The organism is Aquibium microcysteis (assembly GCF_014495845.1).
Classification (GTDB): Bacteria; Pseudomonadota; Alphaproteobacteria; order Rhizobiales; family Rhizobiaceae; genus Aquibium; species Aquibium microcysteis.
The window spans coordinates 3681881-3705000 of the sequence record NZ_CP061080.1 but is presented as its reverse complement, the minus strand read 5'-3'; the positions used below and the strand labels follow the sequence as shown (position 1 = coordinate 3705000).

20 protein-coding genes, 1 tRNA gene and 2 rRNA genes (1 of these 23 cut by a window edge) are annotated in these 23120 nt (G+C 68.1%); 19 read left to right on the top strand and 4 right to left on the bottom strand.

Features of this window, described 5'->3' with window-relative positions; translation table 11 throughout:
- From IAI54_RS17220 to IAI54_RS17185, 10 genes are all read left to right on the top strand, one after another.
- Positions 1-1690: ribosomal RNA gene (locus tag IAI54_RS17220) — 23S ribosomal RNA — on the top strand; it begins 1177 nt to the left of the window's first position.
- Between the two features lie 286 nt (positions 1691-1976).
- Positions 1977-2091: ribosomal RNA gene (gene rrf, locus IAI54_RS17215) — 5S ribosomal RNA — on the top strand.
- Positions 2092-2323: 232 nt separating this feature from the next.
- Positions 2324-2400, top strand: a tRNA-Met gene (locus tag IAI54_RS17210).
- A 693-nt stretch (positions 2401-3093) separates the two neighbouring features.
- Positions 3094-3618: an SH3 domain-containing protein gene (locus IAI54_RS17205; RefSeq protein WP_187968364.1), complete on the top strand. Its 525-nt coding sequence runs from the start codon at positions 3094-3096 to the stop codon at positions 3616-3618.
- Between the two features lie 179 nt (positions 3619-3797).
- The gene (locus IAI54_RS29155; RefSeq protein ID WP_275403578.1) at positions 3798-3920 is read left to right on the top strand and encodes a hypothetical protein; all 123 of its coding nucleotides are present in this window, start codon (positions 3798-3800) and stop codon (positions 3918-3920) included.
- A gap of 108 nt (positions 3921-4028) precedes the next feature.
- On the top strand, positions 4029-4160 hold the full coding sequence (locus tag IAI54_RS29150; protein ID WP_275403577.1) for a hypothetical protein: 132 nt from the start codon (positions 4029-4031) through the stop codon (positions 4158-4160).
- Between the two features lie 10 nt (positions 4161-4170).
- Positions 4171-5358: an efflux RND transporter periplasmic adaptor subunit gene (locus IAI54_RS17200; RefSeq protein ID WP_187968363.1), complete on the top strand. Its 1188-nt coding sequence runs from the start codon at positions 4171-4173 to the stop codon at positions 5356-5358.
- Positions 5355-7304: a MacB family efflux pump subunit gene (locus IAI54_RS17195; RefSeq protein WP_187968362.1), complete on the top strand. Its 1950-nt coding sequence runs from the start codon at positions 5355-5357 to the stop codon at positions 7302-7304. The genes IAI54_RS17200 and IAI54_RS17195 overlap by 4 nt, the downstream gene beginning before the upstream one ends.
- Positions 7305-7306: 2 nt before the next feature.
- Positions 7307-8701 carry an efflux transporter outer membrane subunit gene (locus IAI54_RS17190; protein ID WP_187968361.1) on the top strand — a complete coding sequence of 465 codons (1395 nt, stop codon included), beginning with the start codon at positions 7307-7309 and terminating at the stop codon, positions 8699-8701.
- Positions 8702-8839: 138 nt separating this feature from the next.
- Complete coding sequence (locus IAI54_RS17185) at positions 8840-9313, top strand: YbaN family protein (RefSeq protein ID WP_235679080.1); 474 nt, start codon at positions 8840-8842, stop codon at positions 9311-9313.
- On the opposite strand, the gene IAI54_RS17180 is transcribed toward IAI54_RS17185, so the two are convergent.
- From IAI54_RS17180 to IAI54_RS17170, 3 genes are read right to left on the bottom strand one after another with little or no spacing between them, the layout of a single operon-like run.
- Entirely contained in the window at positions 9240-10550 is a 1311-nt protein-coding gene (locus tag IAI54_RS17180) for a HAMP domain-containing sensor histidine kinase (RefSeq protein ID WP_187973206.1), read from the bottom strand. The two genes, IAI54_RS17185 and IAI54_RS17180, sit on opposite strands and share 74 nt — an antisense overlap.
- A 6-nt stretch (positions 10551-10556) precedes the next feature.
- Positions 10557-11258, bottom strand: a complete 702-nt coding sequence (locus IAI54_RS17175) for a response regulator (protein ID WP_187968360.1) — start codon at positions 11256-11258, stop codon at positions 10557-10559.
- Between the two features lie 27 nt (positions 11259-11285).
- Positions 11286-11903, bottom strand: coding sequence for a Spy/CpxP family protein refolding chaperone (locus IAI54_RS17170; protein ID WP_187968359.1), 618 nt, complete (start codon positions 11901-11903; stop codon positions 11286-11288).
- Between the two features lie 143 nt (positions 11904-12046).
- Here IAI54_RS17170 and IAI54_RS17165 point away from each other — a divergent pair, with 143 nt between their 5' ends.
- From IAI54_RS17165 to IAI54_RS17150, 4 genes are all read left to right on the top strand, one after another.
- Complete coding sequence (locus IAI54_RS17165) at positions 12047-12904, top strand: MBL fold metallo-hydrolase (protein WP_338021469.1); 858 nt, start codon at positions 12047-12049, stop codon at positions 12902-12904.
- A 26-nt stretch (positions 12905-12930) separates the two neighbouring features.
- Complete coding sequence (locus tag IAI54_RS17160; protein WP_187968358.1) at positions 12931-13839, top strand: alpha/beta fold hydrolase; 909 nt, start codon at positions 12931-12933, stop codon at positions 13837-13839.
- 91 nt (positions 13840-13930) lie between these two features.
- A complete protein-coding gene (locus IAI54_RS17155) occupies positions 13931-14554 on the top strand; it encodes a LysE family translocator (RefSeq protein WP_187968357.1) in 624 nt (207 codons plus the stop codon).
- Positions 14555-14564: 10 nt separating this feature from the next.
- On the top strand, positions 14565-15890 hold the full coding sequence (locus IAI54_RS17150) for a tetratricopeptide repeat protein (protein ID WP_187968356.1): 1326 nt from the start codon (positions 14565-14567) through the stop codon (positions 15888-15890).
- Positions 15891-15909: 19 nt separating this feature from the next.
- Here IAI54_RS17150 and IAI54_RS17145 read toward each other — a convergent pair whose 3' ends face one another.
- The gene (locus IAI54_RS17145) at positions 15910-16539 is read right to left on the bottom strand and encodes a PadR family transcriptional regulator (RefSeq protein WP_187968355.1); all 630 of its coding nucleotides are present in this window, start codon (positions 16537-16539) and stop codon (positions 15910-15912) included.
- 68 nt (positions 16540-16607) lie between these two features.
- On the opposite strand from IAI54_RS17145, the gene IAI54_RS17140 reads away from it, so the two are divergent.
- The 5 genes from IAI54_RS17140 to IAI54_RS17120 all read left to right on the top strand — a co-directional run bounded on the left by IAI54_RS17140 (position 16608) and on the right by IAI54_RS17120 (position 23009).
- A complete protein-coding gene (locus tag IAI54_RS17140; RefSeq protein ID WP_187968354.1) occupies positions 16608-17321 on the top strand; it encodes an alpha/beta hydrolase in 714 nt (237 codons plus the stop codon).
- 162 nt (positions 17322-17483) lie between these two features.
- Entirely contained in the window at positions 17484-18938 is a 1455-nt protein-coding gene (gene xylB, locus IAI54_RS17135) for a xylulokinase (protein ID WP_187968353.1), read from the top strand.
- Positions 18939-19003: 65 nt separating this feature from the next.
- Complete coding sequence (gene xylA / locus IAI54_RS17130) at positions 19004-20329, top strand: xylose isomerase (RefSeq protein ID WP_187968352.1); 1326 nt, start codon at positions 19004-19006, stop codon at positions 20327-20329.
- Between the two features lie 130 nt (positions 20330-20459).
- Positions 20460-21380: a polyphosphate kinase 2 gene (ppk2, locus tag IAI54_RS17125; RefSeq protein ID WP_187968351.1), complete on the top strand. Its 921-nt coding sequence runs from the start codon at positions 20460-20462 to the stop codon at positions 21378-21380.
- Between the two features lie 147 nt (positions 21381-21527).
- Positions 21528-23009 (top strand): mannitol dehydrogenase family protein, encoded by a 1482-nt coding sequence (locus tag IAI54_RS17120; protein ID WP_187968350.1) that lies wholly within the window; start codon positions 21528-21530, stop codon positions 23007-23009.
- Positions 23010-23120: the final 111 nt, after the last annotated feature.

The window sequence follows — 23120 nt, the reverse complement described above, 5'->3', positions numbered from 1 at the left end:
CCATCATTTAAAGAAAGCGTAACAGCTCACTGGTCTAAATAAGGGTCTTTGCGCCGAAAATGTAACGGGGCTAAAGCCATGCACCGAAGCTTCGGGTTTGCAGCTTGCTGCAAGCGGTAGCGGAGCGTTCCGTAGGCTGATGAAGCCGGATCCGTGAGGACCGGTGGAGGTATCGGAAGTGCGAATGCTGACATGAGTAACGATAAAGCGGGTGAGAGACCCGCTCGCCGAAAGTCCAAGGGTTCCTGCTTAAAGTTAATCTGAGCAGGGTTAGCCGGCCCCTAAGGCGAGGCCGAAAGGCGTAGTCGATGGGAACCACGTCAATATTCGTGGGCCTGGAGGTAGTGACGGATCGCGTGTGTCGTTCATCCTTATCGGATTGGATGGGCGGCGAAGCGGTCCCGGGAAATAGCTCCTCCGTATAGACCGTACCCGAAACCGACACAGGTGGACTGGTAGAGCATACCAAGGCGCTTGAGAGAACTCTGCTGAAGGAACTCGGCAAATTGCACGCGTAACTTCGGAAGAAGCGTGACCCCTTCGCACGCAAGTGTGGGGGGGTGGCACAGACCAGGGGGTAGCGACTGTTTATCAAAAACACAGGGCTCTGCGAAGCCGCAAGGCGACGTATAGGGTCTGACGCCTGCCCGGTGCTGGAAGGTTAAGAGGAGAGGTGCAAGCTTTGAATCGAAGCCCCAGTAAACGGCGGCCGTAACTATAACGGTCCTAAGGTAGCGAAATTCCTTGTCGGGTAAGTTCCGACCTGCACGAATGGCGTAACGACTTCCCCGCTGTCTCCAGCAGAGACTCAGTGAAATTGAATTCCCCGTGAAGATGCGGGGTTCCTGCGGTTAGACGGAAAGACCCCGTGCACCTTTACTATAGCTTTACACTGGCATTCGTGTTCGCATGTGTAGGATAGGTGGTAGACTTTGAAGCGCGGGCGCCAGCCTGCGTGGAGTCACCCTTGAAATACCACCCTTGTGGACATGGATGTCTAACCGCGGCCCGTCATCCGGGTCCGGGACAGTGTATGGTGGGTAGTTTGACTGGGGCGGTCGCCTCCTAAAGAGTAACGGAGGCGCGCGATGGTGGGCTCAGACCGGTCGGAAATCGGTCGTCGAGTGCAATGGCATAAGCCTGCCTGACTGCGAGACAGACAAGTCGAGCAGAGACGAAAGTCGGTCATAGTGATCCGGTGGTCCCGCGTGGAAGGGCCATCGCTCAACGGATAAAAGGTACGCCGGGGATAACAGGCTGATGACCCCCAAGAGTCCATATCGACGGGGTTGTTTGGCACCTCGATGTCGACTCATCGCATCCTGGGGCTGGAGCAGGTCCCAAGGGTATGGCTGTTCGCCATTTAAAGCGGTACGTGAGTTGGGTTCAGAACGTCGTGAGACAGTTCGGTCCCTATCTGCCGTGGGTGTAGGAATATTGAGAGGATCTGTCCCTAGTACGAGAGGACCGGGATGGACACACCTCTGGTGGACCTGTTGTGGCGCCAGCCGCATTGCAGGGTAGCTATGTGTGGAATGGATAACCGCTGAAGGCATCTAAGCGGGAAACCAGCCTCAAAACGAGTATTCCCTATCAGAGCCGTGGAAGACGACCACGTTGATAGGCCGGGTGTGGAAGTGCGGCAACGCATGAAGCTTACCGGTACTAATAGCTCGATCGGCTTGATCATTCTCATTCTCCATGCCCATCGCAAAGCGATGGGATGGTTCCCTGGCGCTCGCGGGCCGTACCGCAGCCTTCGGCTGCTGGCCCTCCGCGGGGGCGCCGGACGACCGGCGGCACGCAAGTCGCGTGCTCGGGCTGCGCCCGAAAAGCCGGTCAGCCATGATGGCTTGCGCGGAAAAGACGAGGAGAACGGAAAGCACGGCGGCGTTCGGGGTCTCGACCCCATTCGCCATTCGCTATTCGCCACTCCCCCTCCCAGCTTCTCGATCAATGATTGTGCGCTTCGTCGACCTGGTGGTTATGGCGGGGTGGCTGCACCCGTTCCCATTCCGAACACGGCCGTGAAACGCCCCAGCGCTGATGGTACTTCGTCTCAAGACGCGGGAGAGTAGGTCGCTGCCAGGTCTACAAAACGCACAATCGAAAGCTTCTCGACACCATGTCCGGCCCCGCCGGAAAGCTGCCGGCCCTGCATTCCCGCACGGCCGGCGCTCTCCGTTCACGGCCGCGCGGCGCTCCCCGCCGCAACCGCCCGCAAGGGCTCGACAACGATACCCCGGCGCGAAACCCGCCGGACACGCCAGGACCGACCGGACCCCGGCGAAACAACACGGCGGAACCCCCGCCAACACCCTGACGCGGGGTGGAGCAGCCCGGTAGCTCGTCAGGCTCATAACCTGAAGGTCGCAGGTTCAAATCCTGCCCCCGCAACCAGATCCACAAAAACCCCCGAGCCAAAGCGCCCGGGGGTTTTTTTATGCCCTCGACACGCCCGGTCGGCCTGCCCCGTGCGGGATCCGCCCACCTGGCCGCAGGCATGGGGTAGGTCTCGAACCCGCCGCGTCCCAAAGCTCGTTGCGGATCGGGTCCGGTCACCGCACGCCACGCCCGCCGGGCCGCCCCATCGTTCGAAGCAGCCGCGTGGCCGTAACAGCGAGGCCGCCGTCCTGACCAACGACCGGTCACGCCGTCTCCCGCATCCGCCTCCCGACGCCTGGTTGCCGCAAGCTGGAGAAGGGGGCTGGTCGCGACGGCGACGTCGCGTTCGCCAGCGCCATCGGGAACCGCCCCCATTGCGTCATGGAGAAGTGCTCCCGCCCTCGGGGGCCATGATGTCGCCCGCCGGTTCGGTTCGCCGCCGATGGGGCGCAGGACTCGGTATCGACCGGAAGGCCGTGGCGGCGGAGGGCCGGTGAGGTCGCACGCCCATTCGCCGGGCGTTCCGCCTTGCGGCTGCGTGTCGGCCGGACGATGCGCCGCGCGTTCAGTCACGGCCCGTCAGGGCGTGCCGGCCTCGGCCAAGCCGTCTCCTCCACGATGCCTCCACACGTCCTGCACCGACGCTCCAGATCCCCGTGCGATGTCGTCGTCGAAGTCGATGACTGGCGTCGACGAGGAGCGTGATCCATGAAACTCCTACCCTTCGCCTGCCTCTCCGCGGCGTTCCTGTTCGCCGTCGATCTCCCTTCCGCCCGCGCCGGTGTCCTCGGTGCCTTTTCCGGCGGCACGCTCGACGTCCGCGCCGGTCCGGGCGGGCGGTTCCCGACCGTCGGCGTCCTCGGCGCAGGAGCGACCATCACCATCCACGGATGTCTCCGCCGCTCCAGCTGGTGCGACGTCAGCGCCTCCGGGCTTCGCGGCTGGGTACCCGGCCGGCAAATCCGGATCGCCCTCGACCAGTATCCGTTCTCGCTGCCGGCGTCCGAATGCGAGGGAGACTTTCCCGTCGTCCTGTTCCGGGAAGATGACCCCTGGGACGTTCCGCATGGAGACGACGCGTTCCACGGCGATCCCGATGATGATCCCGATGACGGGTTCGATGACGACGCGGACCACGAGCACGAAGACGACGTCGATCGCCGCGAAGAGGAAGGCCCTCCGCCGCAGCGGCCCGACGACCGGGACATTCCTCGCGGAGGGTGGGGCCATTGATCGGGGATGACATGGGCAGGTTCGCCGGTTTCGAACGACCGCCGACGCGGTGCCAGCGGCCGGGACGGATCGGCAGCCGCGACATCGGGCGGCAGAGGCGTTCGGCTCCCCGACATCCAACGAAGGCCCGCGCATCGCCTTCGCCGCAACGGGCGGAGCCGCCGGGAGAATGGGGCACCATGCTCGAGCGACATTTCACCATCATCTGCATTCTCATCGCCGTCATCGGCATCATCCTCTCGGTTCTCGTGAGCGATGCCGGAAGGAGCACCGCATGGACCGGTCACCTGCCCTTTCTCTAGCGGCGGGCGGTCCGCGAGCGGTCCGGCCCGTACCTGCCTCTCCTTCTTCTCCCCTGAACCCGCGCGACGCACGAAGCCTGCTCGCGCGCATGCATCGAAGGATCGGCCATGGCCGCACGGAATCTCGCAGTCTTCTGCCTCATCATGTTCCTGGTCGGGACCATCTTCGCGAAGCTGGTGGACAATTATCACGCCACCCATCGCTCGTCGGGTCCGGCGGTCCGGCATCTCGGCGAGTAGGACGGCACGCATGAAACCCTCCACGGGAATTCGCCGGGCCCTGGGTATCGCGGGACTGACCGCGGCGGCGCTGATCGCCTTCGCCGCCGCGCAGGCCGGTCTCCGTGACGAGCCGGAGACGTCGGTGTTCACCGAGCCGGTCGTCCGCGGGACGGTCGAGGAGACCGTCCTGGCGAACGGCGTGCTCGAGCCGATCCGGATGATCAGCGTCGGCGCGCAGGTGTCCGGACAGTTGAAGTCCCTGCATGTCGAACTCGGCCAGACGATCAGGGCCGGTGACCTGATCGCCGAGATCGACCCTACCCCGCAAGTGAACGCGCTTCGGGTCGCCGAGGCCGCCCTGGCATCCATCAGGGCGCAGCGCAAGGCGCGCGGCATCCAACTGCGGCAGGCCGAGCGGGTGCGTGACCGGCAGAAGACCATGGCGCTCCAAAAGGCGGTTTCGGCTGCAGACCTCGAGACGGCGGAGGCGGCGCTCGGCACGCTGGAGGCCGAGGTCGAGGCGCTGGAGGCGCAGATCAACCAGGCGAGCGTTGAGGTGGAGAACGCGAAGTCCAATCTCGGCTACACGAGGGTCGTGGCTCCGATGGACGGCGTCGTCGTCGCGGTCGTCACCAAGGCGGGACAGACGCTGAACGCCAACCAGGCCGTGCCGACGATCGTCGTCCTGGCGCAACTCGACGTGATGCGCGTCAGGGTACAGATATCGGAAGCCGACATCGGCCGCGTGAAGTCCGGGCAGCCCGTCCGCTTCACCATCATGGGCAACGCGCAGGCGGCGACCGCCGGGACGCTCGACAGGATCGAGCCGGCACCCGTATCGATCGCCACGGAAGCGACCGGCGCCACGACCGCGGGCCATGCGACAGCTCCGGCGGTCTACTACAACGGCGTGTTCACGACGCCCAATCCGGAAGGTCGGCTGCGTCCGATGATGACGGCCGTGGTCACCATCGTCGCCGGACGCGCCGAAGAGGTGCCGCTCGTCGCCTGGTCGGCCCTGACGGAGCGCGACGGCAGCGGTCGCTACCGGGTCCAGGTGCGCTCCGCCGCAGGCGAGATCACGGAGCGCCTGGTCGCCATCGGGTTGACCGACCGGATCAGCGCGCAGGTGATCGACGGTCTGGAGATCGGCGAAGAGGTGATCATCCCGGCGGACGGACAGGCGTCGGATTCCAGCACCATGGAGATGATGTGACCTCGCTGCTCGAAATAGAGAACGTCTCGCGGCTTTTCCGGTCCGGCGAGGAGACGGTCCGTGCGCTCGCCGACATCGATCTGCGGATCGACGACGGCGAGTTCGTCGCGATCGTCGGCGCGAGCGGTTCGGGAAAGTCGACGCTCATGAACATCCTCGGCTGCCTCGATCAGCCGACCGCGGGCGACTATCGGGTCGCGGGGCGAAGCGTCTCCGGACTGAGCGCCGACGAACTGGCGGCGCTGCGCAGAGAGCATTTCGGCTTCATCTTCCAGCGCTATCAATTGCTGGGCACGCTGAGCGCCGTCGACAACGTGGCGATGCCCGCCGTCTACGCCGGCATCGACGCCGCCACGCGGCGCACGCGCGCGAAGGCGCTCCTCGACCGTCTCGGGCTCGCGGACCGCGCCGGCCACCGCCCCAACCAGCTGTCGGGCGGTCAGCAGCAGCGCGTATCCATCGCGCGCGCGCTCATGAATGGCGGCCGCATCATTCTTGCGGACGAGCCGACCGGCGCGCTCGACAGCCGGAGCGGCGAGACCGTGCTCGACATCCTGAGGGAGCTCCACCGCGACGGCCATACGGTGATCATCGTCACGCACGACATGGCGGTGGCGGCATGCGCCGACCGCATCATCGAAATCCGTGACGGGGGCGTTCTGTCGGATCGGCGCTCCCGCGAGCATGTTGCCGCCGCTCCATCGCCGTCCGGCGCGGAAGGGAGGCGAGCCGGCCGGCTCGCGGCGTTCCAGCGTCGGGCTGCCGAAGCTTTTCCGATGGCCTTGCGTTCCATGGCCGCGCATCGCGTCCGCACGTTCCTCACCATGCTCGGCATCATCATCGGCATCGCTGCCGTCGTCGCCGTCGTCGGCCTGGGCGAGGGAACACGCCGGAAGGTCCTCGCAGAGATCAGCGACCTCGGCGCCAACACGCTGTCCATCTTTCCCGGACGTGGCTGGGGAGACGAACGCGCCGACAGCATCACCACGCTCGTCGTTTCCGACGCCGAGGCACTGTCCAGGCAAAAATACGTCGACGGAGTCACGCCCCAGGTCACGACGAACGCCCGGGTCCGCTCCGGCCGCATCTCCATCACCGCGAACGTCGACGGCGTCGGCGTGGACCATTTCCGGGTGAACGGGCTCGCCGTGGTCCGGGGCTCAGGCTTTCCGGCCGAAAGCATCGCCGAACGCCGGCAGGAGGCGGTGATCGACGAGAGAGCGGCATCCACGCTCTTTCCCGACGGTGAGTCGCCGCTCGGCAAGGTCATCATGGTCGGCCAGCTTCCCGTCACGATCATCGGCATCGTGGCACGCAGGGCAGGCACCGCGGGCGACAAGACCCTGCAGATCTATCTGCCCTACACGGCGCTGGCCGGACGCCTGCTCGGCCCGGCGACGAGCCTTGCCGGGCTGATCGTCCGCGTCCGGCAGGAGGTCGATACGGTCCAGGCGGAACGCGCCATCGTCGGCCTGATGAGGCGCCGCCACGGCACCAAAGATTTCTTCGTCTTCAACAGCGACCAGCTGCGACGCACGATGGAGAAGACGTCGCGAACGATGACGCTGCTGATCTCGTCCATCGCCGTCATCTCGCTGATCGTCGGCGGCATCGGCGTCATGAACATCATGCTGGTTTCCGTCACGGAGCGGACCCGCGAGATCGGCCTGCGCATGGCGGTCGGGGCGCGGCGACTCGACATCATGCTCCAGTTCCTCATCGAGGCCGTCACGATCTGCATCGCCGGATCCGTCCTCGGCGTCGCGATGGCGCTGGCCGTGGCGACCGTCTTCGGTCGACCCGGCAGCGAGTTCCCGATGGTCATCTCCGCCCATGCGGTCTTCGCAGCCTGTCTGGTCGCGCTTCTCATCGGCGTCGTCTTCGGGTTCCTCCCGGCCCGCAACGCGTCGCGCCTCGATCCGGTCGATGCCCTTTCCAGAGAGTAGCCATGGTGTTCCGCATTCTGATCGCCTCCTGTTCGGTTGCCCTGATGGCCGGGTGCACCAGTCTGTCGACACCCTATCTGCGGCCCGACCTGCCGGCGGGGCCATCGTGGCCTGCGCCCGGTCCGGCGGGTCCGGTCAGGGCCGGCGCCGACCAGTGGTGGACCGCCTTCGGGGATCCGAACCTCACGATGCTCGTCGGCGAGGTAGTCGTCCGCAACAACGATGTCTTCGCCGCCGCCCTCCGCGCGCAGCGGGCGCGCCTGCAGGCAGACCTGGCCGCGCGCGCCCTGTTTCCGAAGCTGAGCGGCAGTCTCGCCACCTCGCAGGCAGAACCGCTCCGGCGAAATGCCGCTTCGACATCGTCCTCTTCTGCGTCCGTCGGCGTCTCCTACGAGGTCGATCTGTGGGGCCGGCTGTCCGCGCAGCGCGACGCCGCGGCCTTCGAGGCCGATGCCACCGCGGAGGATTACGAGGCCGCACGTCTGGCGACGATCGGCATGGCGATCGAGACCTATTTCCGCATCGCCCATGCCAACCAGTCGATCGCGACGGCCGAGAAGAGCCTCGCCTATGTCCGGGAGATTCAGAACCTCGTTCGGAAGCAGGCGCAAGGCGGTGCGGTTTCGGATCTCGAGATGCGCGAGATCGAGCAGACCGTCGAGACGCAAGCAGCACGGATGTCGGAACTGCTGCAGGCGCGACTGGTCCAGCGCAATGTCCTCGCGGTGCTCCTGAACGGCGCGCCGAACCCGGTACCCGAGCCGCAGAGGCTGCCGCGAACGACACTGCCTGCGATCGCGGCAGGCCTGCCCGCCGAACTGCTCGCGCGCCGTCCTGATCTCCGTGCGGCGGAGGCCCGCCTGCGTGGCGCATTGAGGGGCGCGGACTCCATCCGGGCCGGATTCTATCCGCAGATCTCTCTGACGGGCGGACTGGGGACCAGCAGCGACCAGCTCATCTCCTTCATCGCGAATCCGGTGGCGACCGTGGGCGCCGGCGCCGTCCTCTCCTTCCTCAACGTCAGGGACATGAAGCTGGCGGTCGGCGTGTCGCGCCTCCAGTACGAAGAGACCGTCGCAGCGTTTCGGACGACGCTGCTCGCTGCCTTCGCCGACGTCGCCAACGCGCTGGGAGCCCGTGCGAACCATGCCGAACAGGCGCGCCGCCTGCACAAGGCCTTCGAGGCGGCCCGGGAGGTGGAGAAGCTGACCGAGGCGCAGTACAGGGCCGGCGCCATCACCCTGCGTGCATGGCTGGACTCGCAGGAACGCCGCCGCACGGTGGAGACGGCTCTGGCCGACGTCCGGCTTGCGCAGTTCGTCAACGAGGCGACGCTCTTCCGCGCGCTCGGCGGCAGCACCACGGTGACCGGCCGACCGACATCGCCGATCCGCTGATGCATGGATGGCATCCTTTTCCGTCGGCGCAGCCCCGGTTCCCTCGTCACGTCCCGGTCCGCTAAGGAGATTGCGCAGCCTATCCGTCACGTGATCAAACCTTTGGTTGGCCGCGGCGTTCTGCTGCCGGACGAGACCATGGCGCAGGCGGGCGGAACGGTCGGGATGAACAGCGGCGACGACGATGCCAGCGGACCGGGCGGCGGGCTGACGGCGCTCGAAAAGGCGCGGCGCGCCGGCTATCTTGCTCTCGGCTTCGCGATGCTCGGGCTCGGCGTGGCCGGGGTCTTCCTGCCGGTCATGCCGACGACGGTCTTCGTCATCCTGGCGGCCTTCTGCTTCGGCCGATCCTCGCCCCGGCTGGAGACCTGGCTCCTGCAGCACCCGCGCTTCGGCCCGCCGCTGCAGGCCTGGCGCGAGGAGGGGGCGATCCCGACGCGGGCGAAGGTCCTCGCCGTCGCCGGGATGGCGCTCGGCTTCGGGCTGTTCCTCGTCTCCGCACGTCCTGGATACGGAGCGATGTTCGCGGTCGCGGCCTTCATGCTGGCCGGGGCCGCCTATGTGCTGTCGCGTCCACGACCGCGCCGGCGGCTCGGGCCGCCGGAAAGCTGACGACGAAGCGGGCGCCGCCCCCTTCCGGCGTCTCGTGGCGAACCGCGCCGCCGTGATGGGCCGCGATCTGGCGGACCAGCGACAGACCGAGGCCCCAGCCGCCGGCCTGCTCGCTGCGTCCTGACGGGCGGTAGAAGGCTTCGAAGACCCGTTCGCCCTCGCCCTCGGGAATTCCCGGTCCGTGGTCCCTCACGGTGAGCGTCACGTCCGGACCCGCGGTTGCGACGTCCACGTCGACCGGCGGTGCGCCGTGGCGCAGCGCGTTCTGCATCAAATTGCGGACGAGGCGGGTGAGCAGTTTCGGATCGCCGTCGATCACCGCGGGCACGCCGGAGACGGCGATGCCGTTGCGGGCGCCTTCCTCGCTGGCCAGCGCCAGGAGATCGACGGATTCGGTTCGGGCGAGGTCCCCGGCATGATCAAGCCGGCTGGCGAGCAGGATCTCCTCGACCAGATCGTCGAGTTCGCCGAGATTGCGCACGATCTCGTCCTTCCGGGCCCGGCCGGGATCGATCTCGTAGAGGTCGATCGCCATGCGCAGCCGCGCCAGCGGCGAGCGCAGTTCGTGGCTCGCATTGGCCAGCAGCGACCGGTGCGCGACGATCATGCGCTCGATGTGGTCGGCGGCACGGTTGAAGCTCTTGGCCACGGCGGCGACCTCGTCTGATCCCTTCGCGGGGACGCGCGTCACCAATGCGCCTTCGCCCCAGGCGTCGACGCCGCGCCGCAGCGTCTCCAGGCGGCGCGTCAGGTGGCGGACGACCGGATAGGCGGCGAGGCCGGTGACGGCAGCGATCATGGCGAGATAGGCCAGACCGCCGCCGGGTCCGTCGGTCCCGGCCATCCGCACGGCGACGCGGCGTCCGTCATCGAGCGGCACGAGCATCGCGTGGATGCGCCTCGCGTGGCGGATGCGTCCGTCGTTCTCGTCGAGCCAGCCGCGCCCGCGCAGGCGGGGCGGAAAATCGTCGTCGTTGGCGGCGATCAGCCGGCCGTCGGGCGCGTAGACCGCGATTTCGGCGTCGAAGGCCTGGCCGAGGCGCTCGAGGGTCGGGCGGAGCGCAGCCGGTCCGTCGGCGGGCGGCAGCATGGCGGCGATGAAGCGGTCGCGGCGGCCGCGCCAGCCTTCCTCCTCCCGGCTCTGGCCGATCCACCAGAAGGCGGCGCTGGCGACGGCGACGATCGCCAGGGCGACCAGCAGCGTGGCATAGATCTTGAGAAACAGGCTGTTGCGGATCATCCCTCAGTCGTCCTCGGCCTGGAAGCGGGCGAAGACGTAGCCCGTGCCGCGCACGGTGACGATGCGGCGGGGGTGTTTCGGGTCTGTCTCGATGGCGGCGCGGATGCGCGAGACGTGGACATCGATGGAGCGGTCGAAGGCTTCCAGTTCCTGTCCCTTCACCATGTCCATCAGCTGGTCGCGCGACAGGGTCCGCCCGGCATTGCGGGCGAGCGCCACGAGCAGGTCGAACTGGTAGCTGGTCAGGTCGCAGGCCCTGCCGTCGAGCCGCACCGTGCGCGAGCCGGGGTCGATTTCCAGCCGGCCGAACCGCAGGAGGCCGGGCGCGCCGGCGTTCGGCGCACCGCGGCGGCGCAGGATCGCCTTCAGCCGGGCGAGCAGCTCGCGCGGGTTGAACGGTTTCGGCAGGTAGTCGTCGGCGCCGAGCTCGAGACCGACGATCCGGTCGGTCTCCTCGCCCTTCGCCGTCAGCATCAGCACGGGAACGTCCGAGACCTGCCTTATGCGCCGGCAGGCCTCGAAGCCGTCGATGTCGGGAAGCATCACGTCGAGGACGACGGCGTCGGGCGGACGCCGCCCGATCTCGGCGATGCCCTCCAGGGCAGCCGCCGCCGTGGTGACGCGGAAGCCGTTGCCGGTGAGATATTCGGCCAGCATGGCGGAAAGCCGCGTGTCGTCGTCGACGATCAGCACATGGTCCGCCATGCCGTCTTCTCCCCTCGTCTCAGGCCGTCACCAGCGGCCGAAGCCGCCGCGGCGGCCTTCGCCGCGTTCCTCGATCATCTCCGCGAGCTTGGCCCGCTGTTCCGGCGTCAGCACCTCGGCTGCCTCGACGAGCGCGGCAGACATCGTCTTCGACGCCGCGTCCAGCGCCGCGACCCGCTCGGCGCGCAGCTTTTCCACCGCGTCGCGGTCGACCGTCGCCGCGCCGAGAATGTCGAGCGCTTCGCCCCGCGTCGAGCGGAAATCGATCATGGTGTCGCGCATCTCGCCCCGCACGCCGTCGAAGATCGCGAACAGCTTCTTCTCCTGCTCGGGGGTGACGTCGAGTTCGTCCATCATGCGGCCGATGTGGCGCATGCCGCCATGGTGGCGCCCCATGCCGCCGCGCTCGCCGTCATCGTCGCCCCAGCCCCAGCCGGCCTTGTGGACCATGCCGTGATGCATTCCGGGCCCGGCGTCGTCCCACGAGAAGCGGCTGCCGAATTCCTGGCCCTGCGCACTCGCCAGGCCGAGGCCGGCTGCCACCGCCACCACGGCCGCACCGATCACGAGGGGGCGGCGCCATGCCGGGGCGGAGACGGCGTCCCGGGTTGCGGTCTGGTTCTGGTCGAAAACGTTCTTGTCCATCTGGATCGTCCTTTCGATCTGCAGCGACCGTCGCTGCGATGGTGCGACCCTAGCCACCCATCGTTTCTCCGGTTGCCGGCGGATGTAAAGTTATGTGAAGAGCCCGATGCCCGCCCTGCCGCGTTTGCCCGGCAGGACGAAGAATGCGGATTGCCGACCACGCTGCCCGTCCGAAGGCCGGGGACGATGGCGCGGCCGGGTACGAGATCGCCGTTTCGGGCTATCGCCCGGTCGCCCGGGCGTGCATGCTGGCGGCAAGGCAGAAGGATCGGGCGATGACCGGAGACTGGTTCCAGACACGCATTGTCGAACCCGGCCTGACTCTCGTCACCGAGCCTTTCGTCCACGAATACTTCAGTGCCAACGTCTTCGTCCTCCAGGGGCGGGACCGCGACCTCGTGATCGACACGGGGATGGGGCTGCGACCGCTGCGCGAAAACCTGCCGCTGACGCCGGGCAAGCCGGTCGTCGCCGTGGCGACTCACATCCATCTCGACCATGTCGGCGGGCTGCACGAGTTCGAGGAGCGGGCGGGGCCGGCGGTGTCGGAGGCCGCCTTCGCCGCGATGCCGGACGCGCTCACCTATGCCGGCATGTTCCGCGGCTATCCCGGTGCCGTCGCGCGGGCGCCGTCCCCGGGATGGAACTCCGAGGACTACCGCCTGCAGCCCGCGCCGCTCGGGCGCGCGCTCCGGCCGAACGACCGGATCGACCTCGGCGACCGCCGCTTCACCGTCTTCGCGCTGCCCGGCCATTCGCCCGACTCGATCGGGCTTCTGGACGAGGCGGACGGCCTGTTCTTCTGCGGCGACGCGATCTACCCCGGCGGTCTCATCGACGGCCTGCCGGACTCGGACCGCCGCGCCTATCGATCGACGATGCGGCTGATCCTGTCGCTGCCGATCCGGCTGGCCTGCGGTGGCCACGGCTCCGTCATGGACCCGGGAACGGTGCGCATGATCGCCGAAGACTACCTGCATGCCACGGATCGCCGCGGGTGACCGGGGCGCAGAAGGAGGAACCGACCATGTCCGACCTGTTTCCCGGCAGCCGCGTGGCCCGTTTCGACTCGAACGGGGCCTCGATCTTCGCCCGCATCGGCGGGGAGGGGCCGCCGCTTCTCCTGCTGCACGGTTTTCCGCAGTCCCATGCGATGTGGCACGCCGTCTACCCGCAGCTTTCGAAGCGCTTCACCTGCGTGATGCCCGACCTGCGCGGCTATGGCCGCTCGTCCTGTCCGGAAAACGACGAGGGCAACATCGTCTATTCGAAGCGGATGATGGCAGCGGACGCGGTGGCGGTCATGGAGGCGCTCGGCCACTCGCGCTTCCTCGTCGCCGGCCATGATCGCGGCGCCCGGGTGACCTACCGGATGGCCTTCGACCGGCCCGACGCGGTGATCGCGATGGCGGTGCTCGACATCGTGCCGACCGCGGAGATGTGGCAGACCATGGGTGCCGCCATGGCCATGAAGACCTATCACTGGATGATGCTTGCACAGCCGAAGCCGCTGCCGGAGATGCTCCTGTCGGGAGATCCGACCGGCTTCCTCGACTTCACCATCGCGAGCTGGACCAAGGCGCGCAACCTCGATGCCTTCGATCCGCGCGCGCTGGCCGACTACCGCGCCTGCTGGAGCGACGCCGGGCATCGCCGCGCCGCCTGCGACGACTATCGTGCCGGGGCCACGATCGACCGCGACATCGACGAGGCGGACCGGGGCGCCGGCCGCCGGATCGCCTGTCCGACGCTCGCGCTCTGGGACGATGCGGGCATTCCGAGCGCGGCGACGAGCCCGCTCGAGGTCTGGCAGGGTTGGTGCGACAACGTGGTCGGACACGGCGTCGATTCCGGCCATTTCCTCGCCGAGGAGAACCCGCAGGCGACGCTTTCGGCGCTGCTGCCGTTTCTGGACCGGCACGCGGCGCGGCAATAGGAAAGGCGGGCCGCGGGCCGTCGCCGCGCCATCGTGGCGTCTGGACAGGCGGCGGCGCCTGTGACTTCCTTCGCGGGGAACGGAGAACCCCATGTCGATCGAAACCTGGCTAGCCTTCACCGCGGCGTCCGCCGTGCTGCTGATCATTCCAGGACCAACGATCCTGCTCGTCGTGTCCTATGCGCTCGGTCAGGGCTGGCGCACCGCGCTGCCGATGGCGGCGGGCGTCGCGCTCGGCGACTTCACCGCCATGACGCTGTCGATGCTGGGCATCGGCGCGCTGCTGGCGGCCTCCGCGACCGTGTTCACGATCCTCAAGTGGATCGGCGCGGCCTATCTCGTCTGGCTGGGCGTCAAGCTGTTTCGCGCCGGCGGGACCCTGCAGGCCGAGCCGCGCCGGTCGGCGTCGTCGTCGCTGCGGATGCTCGGCCATGCTTGGCTGGTCACGGCGCTCAACCCGAAGAGCATCACCTTCTTCGTGGCCTTCCTGCCGCAGTTCCTCGACCGCAGCGGGAATTTCTGGACGCAGATGCTGATCTTCGAGGCGACGTTTCTCGTGCTCGCCTTCCTCAACGCGCTCGGCTATGCGCTTGCCGCGTCGCGAGCGCGGCAGGCGGTGGCCAGTCCGCGTGTGCTGTCGATCGTCAACCGCACGGGCGGGACGCTGCTCGTCGGCGCCGGCGTGGCGACCGTCGCCCTGCGTTCGGGCCAGTGAGGACCCTGCCATGATCCGCGACCGGCTGGGTTTTTCCCTCTCGGGTGCCGACGGCGCCAGTCTCGAACATTACGAGGCGGGCTTGGCCGGCCTGCAGGCCTTCGTGGGCGATCCCGTCGCCCATGCCGACCGGGCGATCGCGGCGCGGCCGGACTTCGTGATGGCGCACGTGCTGAAGGGCTGGCTCTTCGCGCTGGCGACCGATCCTGCCGCCACGGCGGCGGCGAAGGCAATCCACGCGGCGGCGGCGGCGCTGCCCGCGAACGATCGCGAAAAGGGGCATGTGGCAGCGCTCGGCGCGCTGGTCGACGGCGGCTGGCACCGGGCGAGCGAACTGCTCGAGGATCTGACGATCGCCCATCCGCGTGACGCGCTGGCGCTGCAGGCCGGGCACCAGATCGACTTCTTCACCGGCAATGCCCGCCTGCTGCGCGACCGCATCGCCCGGGTCATGCCGCAATGGGACGCGTCGATGCCGGGCTGCCATGCCATCCTGGCGGCCTATGCCTTCGGGCTGGAGGAGACGGGCGACTATGCCCGTGCCGAGGCGGTCGGACGGCGCGCGGTCGAGCTCGAGCCGCGCGACGGCTGGGGCCAGCACGCCGTCGCCCACGTCATGGAGATGCAGAGCCGGCAGCATGACGGCATCGCCTGGATGCGGTCCGATCCCGACCGCTGGTCGACCGACAGCCTGATGCGGGTGCACAACTGGTGGCATCTCGGCCTCTTCCACCACGACCTCGGCGACTATGCCGAGATGCTTGCGCTCTACGACGGTCCGGTGGACGGCGGACGCTCCGACTTCGTCCTCAACCTCGTCGATGCGTCGGCGCTGCTCTGGCGACTGCATCTGCGCGGCGTGGACGTCGGCGATCGCTGGACGAGGCTGGCCGAACTGTGGGCGCCGCACGCGTCGGCCGGGACCTACGCCTTCAACGATGCGCATGCGATGATGGCCTTCGTCGGTGCGGGCCGCACGGATCTGGCCGAGACGCTTCTCGCCACCCAGCACGATGCGGTGGCGCGCGGCGACGACAATGCCGCCTTCACCCGCGACGTCGGCCTGCCGGCGACGCTGGCGATCCGCGCCTTCGGCGACGGCGATTTCGCCACGACGGTCCGGCTGCTCAGGCCGCTGCGGGCGCTGGCGCACCGCTTCGGCGGCAGCCATGCGCAGCGCGACGTGCTCGACCTGACGCTGATCGAGGCGGCCCTGCGCGGACGGCAGGGTGCGCTCGCGGCGGCGCTCGCGGCGGAGCGCCACGAAATGCGGCCGGACAGCCCGCTGTCGCAGCTTTTCCTCGATCGCGCGCGCCAGATCTCCGCTCCAAGCTGAGCGGGCGAGGGGAAGGGCTTCAGTCGCGCCGGCGCGACGGGCCCGGCTTCTCGCTGAAGATGCGCATCGCCTCGTCCATCCGCTCGGCTTCGGTCTGGTCCGGCCAGCGGCGCGCGCGCGCGGCGGAGCGCTCGGCCCAGTCGTCGGCGAGCTCGGCGAAGGAGACGAGGAAGTCGTAGACCATCGAGCGGGTGAGCACGTGGTGCTGGAACGCCGCCGTCCCTCCCCGGTAGGCGCCGCCGACCTGCTCGGCCGCCTCGAACATCTCCGACAGGTTGTCGCGGACCTGTTCCAGCGCACCAACGAGATGCTCGGGCCTGCCGAGCGGCGACAGGAACACGCGCAGCAGCGCCTCGAACTCCAGGTCCGGCCCCTTCGCGGCCTCGGGCTCGGCCAGCCAGCGGTCCAGTTCGCGGCGGCCGGCGTCGGTGATCGCATAGAGTGTGCGGGCGCGCCTGCCGGTCATCTGCCGGCTGGCGCTGGCGAGACCGCAGGCGACCAGCCGCTTCGGCTCGGCATAGACCTGGCTCTCGGCACGCGAAAAGAAGAAATGCACGTTCGAGCGCATCTGCTGCGCGAGGTCGTACATCGTCCAGTCCCGGAGGGCGAGGTGGCCGAGGATCGCATAGGAGGTCGTGGTCAGGTTCATTCACACCGTTTACTCCGGAATGGAGTAAACATATACTCCTGTCCGGAGTATAATCAGGGGAAACCGACATGATCGAACCGACCTTCCTCCTCGTGCATGGCTCGTGGCACGGACCGTGGTGCTGGGACGCGCTGCGGGCCGCGCTTTCAGAGCGGGGCGTGGCCTCCGAGGCCGTCGCGCTGCCGAGTTGCGGCACGGATCCGGCCGCGCTTGGCGGGTTCTTCGAGGATGCGGCAGCTGTCGGCGCAGCGGCGGCGGCCATCGCCGGCGACGTGGTCGTGGTCGGCCATTCCTATGGCGGAGCCGCCATCAGCCAGGCCGCGTACGGGCCGAACGTGAAGCGCCTCGTCTATGTCGGCGCCTTCATGCCGGATGCCGGGCGCTCCAGCGTGTCCTACCTGCCGCCCGGGCCGCTTGCCCCCTATATCGGCCTGCGCGACGACGGCACGATGGAGGTGCCGGCAGGACAAGCCGTGCCCTCCTTCTACCACGACTGCGCGTCCGAAGTGGCGGCCGCCGCCGAGGCGCGGCTCTGCCTCCAGTCGCAGGCCGTGCTCGGACCGTCTGCCACCCGCGCGGCGTGGCGCGACATCCCGTCGACCTACGTGGTGACGACGCTCGACCAGGCGCTGCCGGCGGACTTCCAGCGGATGTTCGCGGCGCAGGCGACCGAGGCCGTCGACTTCGAGGCGTCGCACTCGCCGTTCCTGTCGCGGCCGGACGATTTCGCCGCGCTCCTGGTGCGGATCGCGGCGTCCACACAGACGCGCGAACCGGCCTGAATGCTGCACTGCGGGATTTAATCCGAGGCTCGAAATAATTGACGACAAGCCGCCGCTTCTTCTGCTAACACTCCGCAACGGCGCCGGGTACTGGTCCGACCAGTGCTCCGGACGCCGGTCGGAAGGACGATCCGGCCAGGCCGGACGGGAGGAGACGAAGCGATGTATCTCGGGCTCGACCTCGGCACGTCGGGGGTGAAGGCGCTGCTCATCGACGGGTCGCAGTCCGTCCTGGGATCGGCGAACGGCCATCTCGACGTCTCCAGACCCCATCCCGGCTGGTCCGAGCAGGATCCGGCCAACTGGATCCGCGCCACGGAAGAGGCGATTGCGGCGCTCAGGTCCGCCCATCCCGTCGAGTTCGCCGCGGTGCGCGGTATCGGCCTGTCAGGCCAGATGCACGGAGCCACGCTGCTGGACGCGTCGGACGCAGTGCTGCGACCCTGCATCCTGTGGAACGATACGCGCAGCCATGCCGAGGCTGCCCGCCTCGATGCCGATCCGCGCTTCCGTGCAATCACCGGCAACATCGTCTTTCCGGGCTTCACGGCGCCGAAGCTCGCCTGGGTGAAGGCCAACGAGCCGGCGATCTTCTCCCGCGTCGCGAAGGTGTTGCTGCCGAAGGATTTTCTGAGGCTCTGGCTCACCGGCGAGCACATCTCCGAGATGTCGGACTCGGCCGGCACAGCCTGGCTCGACGTCGCCGCCCGGCGCTGGTCGGCCGACCTGCTCGCCGCCACCGATCTCGGCGAGGAGCACATGCCGGCGCTGGTGGAGGGCACTGCCGTCGGCGGCACGCTGCGCGGCGCGCTCGCATCCGCATGGGGGCTGTCCAGCGACGTCGTCGTGGCGGGCGGTGCGGGCGACAACGCCGCGTCGGCCTGCGGCATGGGCACCGTCGGGCAGGGCCATGCCTTCGTGTCGCTCGGCACCTCGGGCGTGCTGTTCGCCGCGACCGACAGCTACTTGCCCAATCCGGAAAGCGCGGTGCACACCTTCTGCCATGCGCTGCCCGCCACCTGGCACCAGATGGGCGTCATCCTGTCTGCGACCGACTGCCTGAACTGGCTGTCCGGCGTGACGGGCAAGAGCGCGGCCGATCTCACCGGCTCGCTCGGCGAGACGCTGAAGGCGCCGACGAACGTCACCTTCCTTCCCTATCTCTCGGGCGAACGCACGCCGCACAACGACGCCGCCATCCGCGGCGCCTTCGTCGGGCTCGGTCACGAGTCCGGTCCGGCGGTGATGACGCAGGCGGTGCTCGAGGGCGTGGCCTTTGCGCTCGCCGACAACCTCGCCGCCCTGAAGGCCGCCGGCACGACGCTGGAGCGCGTCACGGCGATCGGCGGCGGCTCGCGCTCGCGGCTCTGGCTGAAGGCGATCGCGACGGCACTGCGGATGCCGGTCGACCTGCCGGCCGACGGCGATTTCGGCGCGGCTTTCGGCGCGGCGCGGCTCGGGCTGATCGCGGCCACCGGCGCCGATCCGCTCCCGGTCTGCACCGCGCCCGCGACTGCCGAGACGATCGAGCCGGATGCCGGGCTCGAAGCTGCCTATGCGGATGCCTACGGGCGGTTCCGCGCGCTCTATCCGGCGATACGCGCCGTGACGACCTGAACACTCCATCCCGAATCCGCGACATCCGCCACGCGCGGGACGCCTGCCAAGAAAGGAACATAGCCATGAGCACCGGTTTCTTCGGCGATATCGCCAAAATCCAGTACGAAGGCCCCGACAGCACCAATCCGCTCGCCTACCGCTTCTACGACAAGGACGAGGTGTTGATGGGCAAGCGGATGGAGGACCATCTGCGCTTCGCCATCGCCTACTGGCACTCCTTCGCCTGGCCGGGCGGCGACCCGTTCGGCGGCCAGACCTTCGACCGGCCGTGGCTTCCGAAGGCGGGCGGTGCCGACACCATGGACCTGGCAAGGCTGAAGGCCGACGTCGCCTTCGAGATGTTCTCGGCGCTCGGCACGCCGTTCTTCTGCTTCCACGACGCCGACGTGCGCCCGGAGGGCGACACGCTGAAGGAGAGCATCGCCCGCCTCGATTCCATCGCCGACTATTTCGCCGGCAAGATGGAGCAGACGGGGGTGAAGCTGCTCTGGGGCACGGCGAACCTGTTCTCGCACCGCCGCTACATGGCCGGTGCCGCAACCAACCCGGATCCGGACGTCTTCGCCTATGCGGCCGCCACGGTGAAGAGCTGCGTCGACGTGACGAAGCGCCTCGGCGGCGCGAACTACGTGCTTTGGGGCGGCCGCGAGGGCTACGAGACGCTGCTCAACACGGATCTCAAGCGCGAGCGGGCGCAGGCCGGACGCTTCCTGTCGATGGTGGTCGACTACAAGCACCGCATCGGGTTCGAGGGCACGATCCTGATCGAGCCCAAGCCGCAGGAGCCGACCAAGCACCAGTATGATTTCGATGTCGCCACCGTCTACGGCTTCCTCAAGGAGTACGGGCTGGAAAACGAGGTCAAGGTCAACATCGAGCAGGGCCATGCGATCCTTGCCGGCCATTCCTTCGAGCACGAGCTGGCGCTCGCCGCCTCGCTCGGCATCTTCGGCTCGATCGACATGAACCGCAACGACTACCAGTCGGGCTGGGACACCGACCAGTTCCCCAACAACGTGCCGGAAATGGCGCTCGCCTTCTACGAGGTGCTGCGCGCCGGCGGCTTCACCACCGGCGGCACCAATTTCGACGCCAAACTGCGCCGCCAGTCGCTCGATCCGCAGGACCTGCTGATCGCCCATGTCGGCGGCATCGACTGCTGTGCCCGCGGCCTCAAGGCCGCGGCCCGGATGATCGAGGACAAGGCGCTGTCGGGACCCCTCGAGGCCCGCTACGCCGGGTGGAACGAAGCCGAGGCGAAGGCAATGCTCTCGGGCGAGCGCACGCTGGAACAGGTCTCCCAGCGCGTGCTGGCCGAGGGCATCGAGCCGCAGCCGCGGTCCGGCCGGCAGGAGTATCTGGAGAACGTGGTGAACCGGTACGTCTGACGCTGGGACCCGCTGCGGGAGAGACGACGGCCGGCGCGGCGATGCGCCGGCCGTCTGCAATAAATCCGTCATTTCGCCGACATAAGGATCGTGCCGCAGAATTTCGGCAGGATCACCAGGGGGGTGGCAGATGGACGACGCGAAGCGGGAGGCCGGGGCCATGGACTGGCTGGAGGCGGAACTCGCCGATACGCTCGACGAGGACGTCGAACTCGAACTCTCCGAGCCGGCGCTGACGCTCGAACTGCGCAAGATCTACAGGAAGGCGCACCCGCAGACCATCGACCGCCAGGTCTATTACCGCGAGCTGATCCGGCTCCAGTCGGAGCTGATCAAGCTGCAGGACTGGGTCGCGCATCACAGGAAGAAGGTGGTCGTCGTCTTCGAGGGGCGCGACTCCGCAGGCAAGGGCGGCGTGATCAAGCGCATCAGCCAGCGGCTCAACCCGCGCATCTGCCGCGTGGTCGCGCTGCCGGCGCCGACCGACCGCGAGAAGACGCAGTGGTACTTCCAGCGCTACGTCCCGCATCTGCCGGCCGGCGGCGAGATCGTGCTGTTCGACCGCTCCTGGTACAACCGTGCCGGCGTCGAGCGCGTCATGGGCTTCGCCTCGCCCGACCAGGTCGAAGAGTTTTTCCGCGACGTGCCGGAGTTCGAGCGCATGCTGGTGCGCTCGGGCATCGTCCTGGTGAAATACTGGTTCTCGATCACCGACCAGGAACAGCAGATGCGCTTCATGATGCGCATCCACGACCCGATGAAGCAGTGGAAGCTGTCGCCGATGGACCTGGAATCGCGCGTTCGCTGGGAGCACTACACCAAGGCCAAGGAGGAGATGTTTTCCCGCACCAACATTCCCGAGGCGCCCTGGTACATCGTCGAGGGCAACGACAAGAAACGGGCGCGGCTGAACTGCATCGACCACCTTCTGCAGCAGATCCCCTACGAGCCGGTGCCGCATGAGGAGATCGAGCTGCCCGAGCGCGTCTTCAATCCGGACTACGAGCGCGCGACCCTGCCGCCCGAACTCTACGTCCCGCAGAAGTATTGAACCCTGACAGCCTGCGCGGGCGGCTTGCCGCTGCGCGGGCAAGTCAATACACCTGTCGCGGACCGGCGGAACGTCAGGACCGGTCCCGCCCGCCCGTCCTCCCCGGCGCCGCGCGGCGACAACGCGAGACGACCGGGCAGGAGACGCATGACAGACCGCCTCACCACGACCGCCGGCCTTCCCGATACGGTTGCCGTTCCCGGCTACGACCGCGACGCGGCGCGCGCTGGCATCGTCCATCTCGGCACCGGCGCCTTCCACAAGGCGCACCAGGCGGCCTACACCGACGGCGCCATCGCCGCGTCCGGCGGCGACTGGATGATCACCGGCGTCAGCCTGCGCTCGGCCGACGTGGCGGATGCGCTGAACCCGCAGAACGGGCTATACACGCTTCTCGTGCGCGGTCCCGAGGGAGTGTTTCCGCGCGTCATCGGATCGGTGCGGGAGGTGCTGGTGGCGCCGCGGGGACCCGAACAGGTGATCCAGGCACTGGCGCGCGCGGAGACGCGCATCGTCAGCCTGACCATCACCGAAAAGGGCTACGGGCTCGATCCCCGCACCGGCGGTCTCGACCGGGAGCATCCCGCCATCGCGGCCGATCTCAACGACCCGCGCCGGACCGCGAGCGCCCTCGGCTTCATCGTGGCGGGGCTGCGGCTGCGCATGATGAAGGCCTATGCGCCTTTCACCGTGATGAGCTGCGACAACCTGCCGAACAACGGGCGGGTGCTGCGGCGGCTGGTGCTGGAATTCGCCGAGGCGCGCGACCCGAAGATGGTGGATTATATTCGGGACCGTGTGACCTTTCCCTCGACCATGGTGGACCGCATCACGCCGGCCAGCACGGAGAAGACCTTCGCCGACGTCGAACGCCTCATCGGGCGGACGGACCTCGCCGCCGTCGAGACGGAGCCCTTCACGCAGTGGATCGTGGAGGACGATTTCGTGGCCGGCCGGCCGGACTGGGAGGCGGCCGGCGCCGTCTTCGTGACGGACGTCGCCCCTTACGAGAAGATGAAGCTCAGGATGCTGAACGGCGCGCATTCGACGCTCGCCTATGCCGGATACCTCGCCGGTCACAGCTTCGTGCGCGACGTGATGGGAGACGCCGATCTGGTCGCGGTCATCGAGCGGCACATGGCGGCGGCGGCGGCGACGCTCGACCCGGTTCCGGGCATCGATCTCTCCGACTACGCGCGCGACCTGCGCGCCCGCTTCTCGAATCCGGCCATTGCCCACCAGACCTACCAGATCGCCATGGACGGGACGCAGAAGCTGCCGCAGCGGATCGTCGAGCCGGCGCTGGTGGCGCTGGAGCGGGGCCAGTCGCTCGCGCCCTTCGCCTTTTCCGTCGCAGCCTGGATGCGCTACGCCGTGGGCCGCAGGGACGACGGCGAGTCCTATGCACTGCGCGATCCACGCGAGGCGGAGATCCGGGCTGCCGTCGAAGGCGCGGGGGGCGACGGTCAAGCGCTCGCCACGGCGCTGCTGGCGCTGCCGGGGCTGTTCCCCGCGCGTCTCGTCGAGGCTGCCGGCTTCGCTGCCGCCGTCTCCCGGCGGCTGGAGACAATGCTTTCGCAGGGCATGCGAGCGGCGATAGCGGCCGAGGCCGCATCCTGCGGGGGGTGACGCGCACGTGGAGGCTATGCGCTTTCGGCCGGACGGCGCGGGCGGCGGAGGCGCTCGATTGACTCTTATATAAGATATAAGATACGTTTTTACACGGCATTTTGACATCGG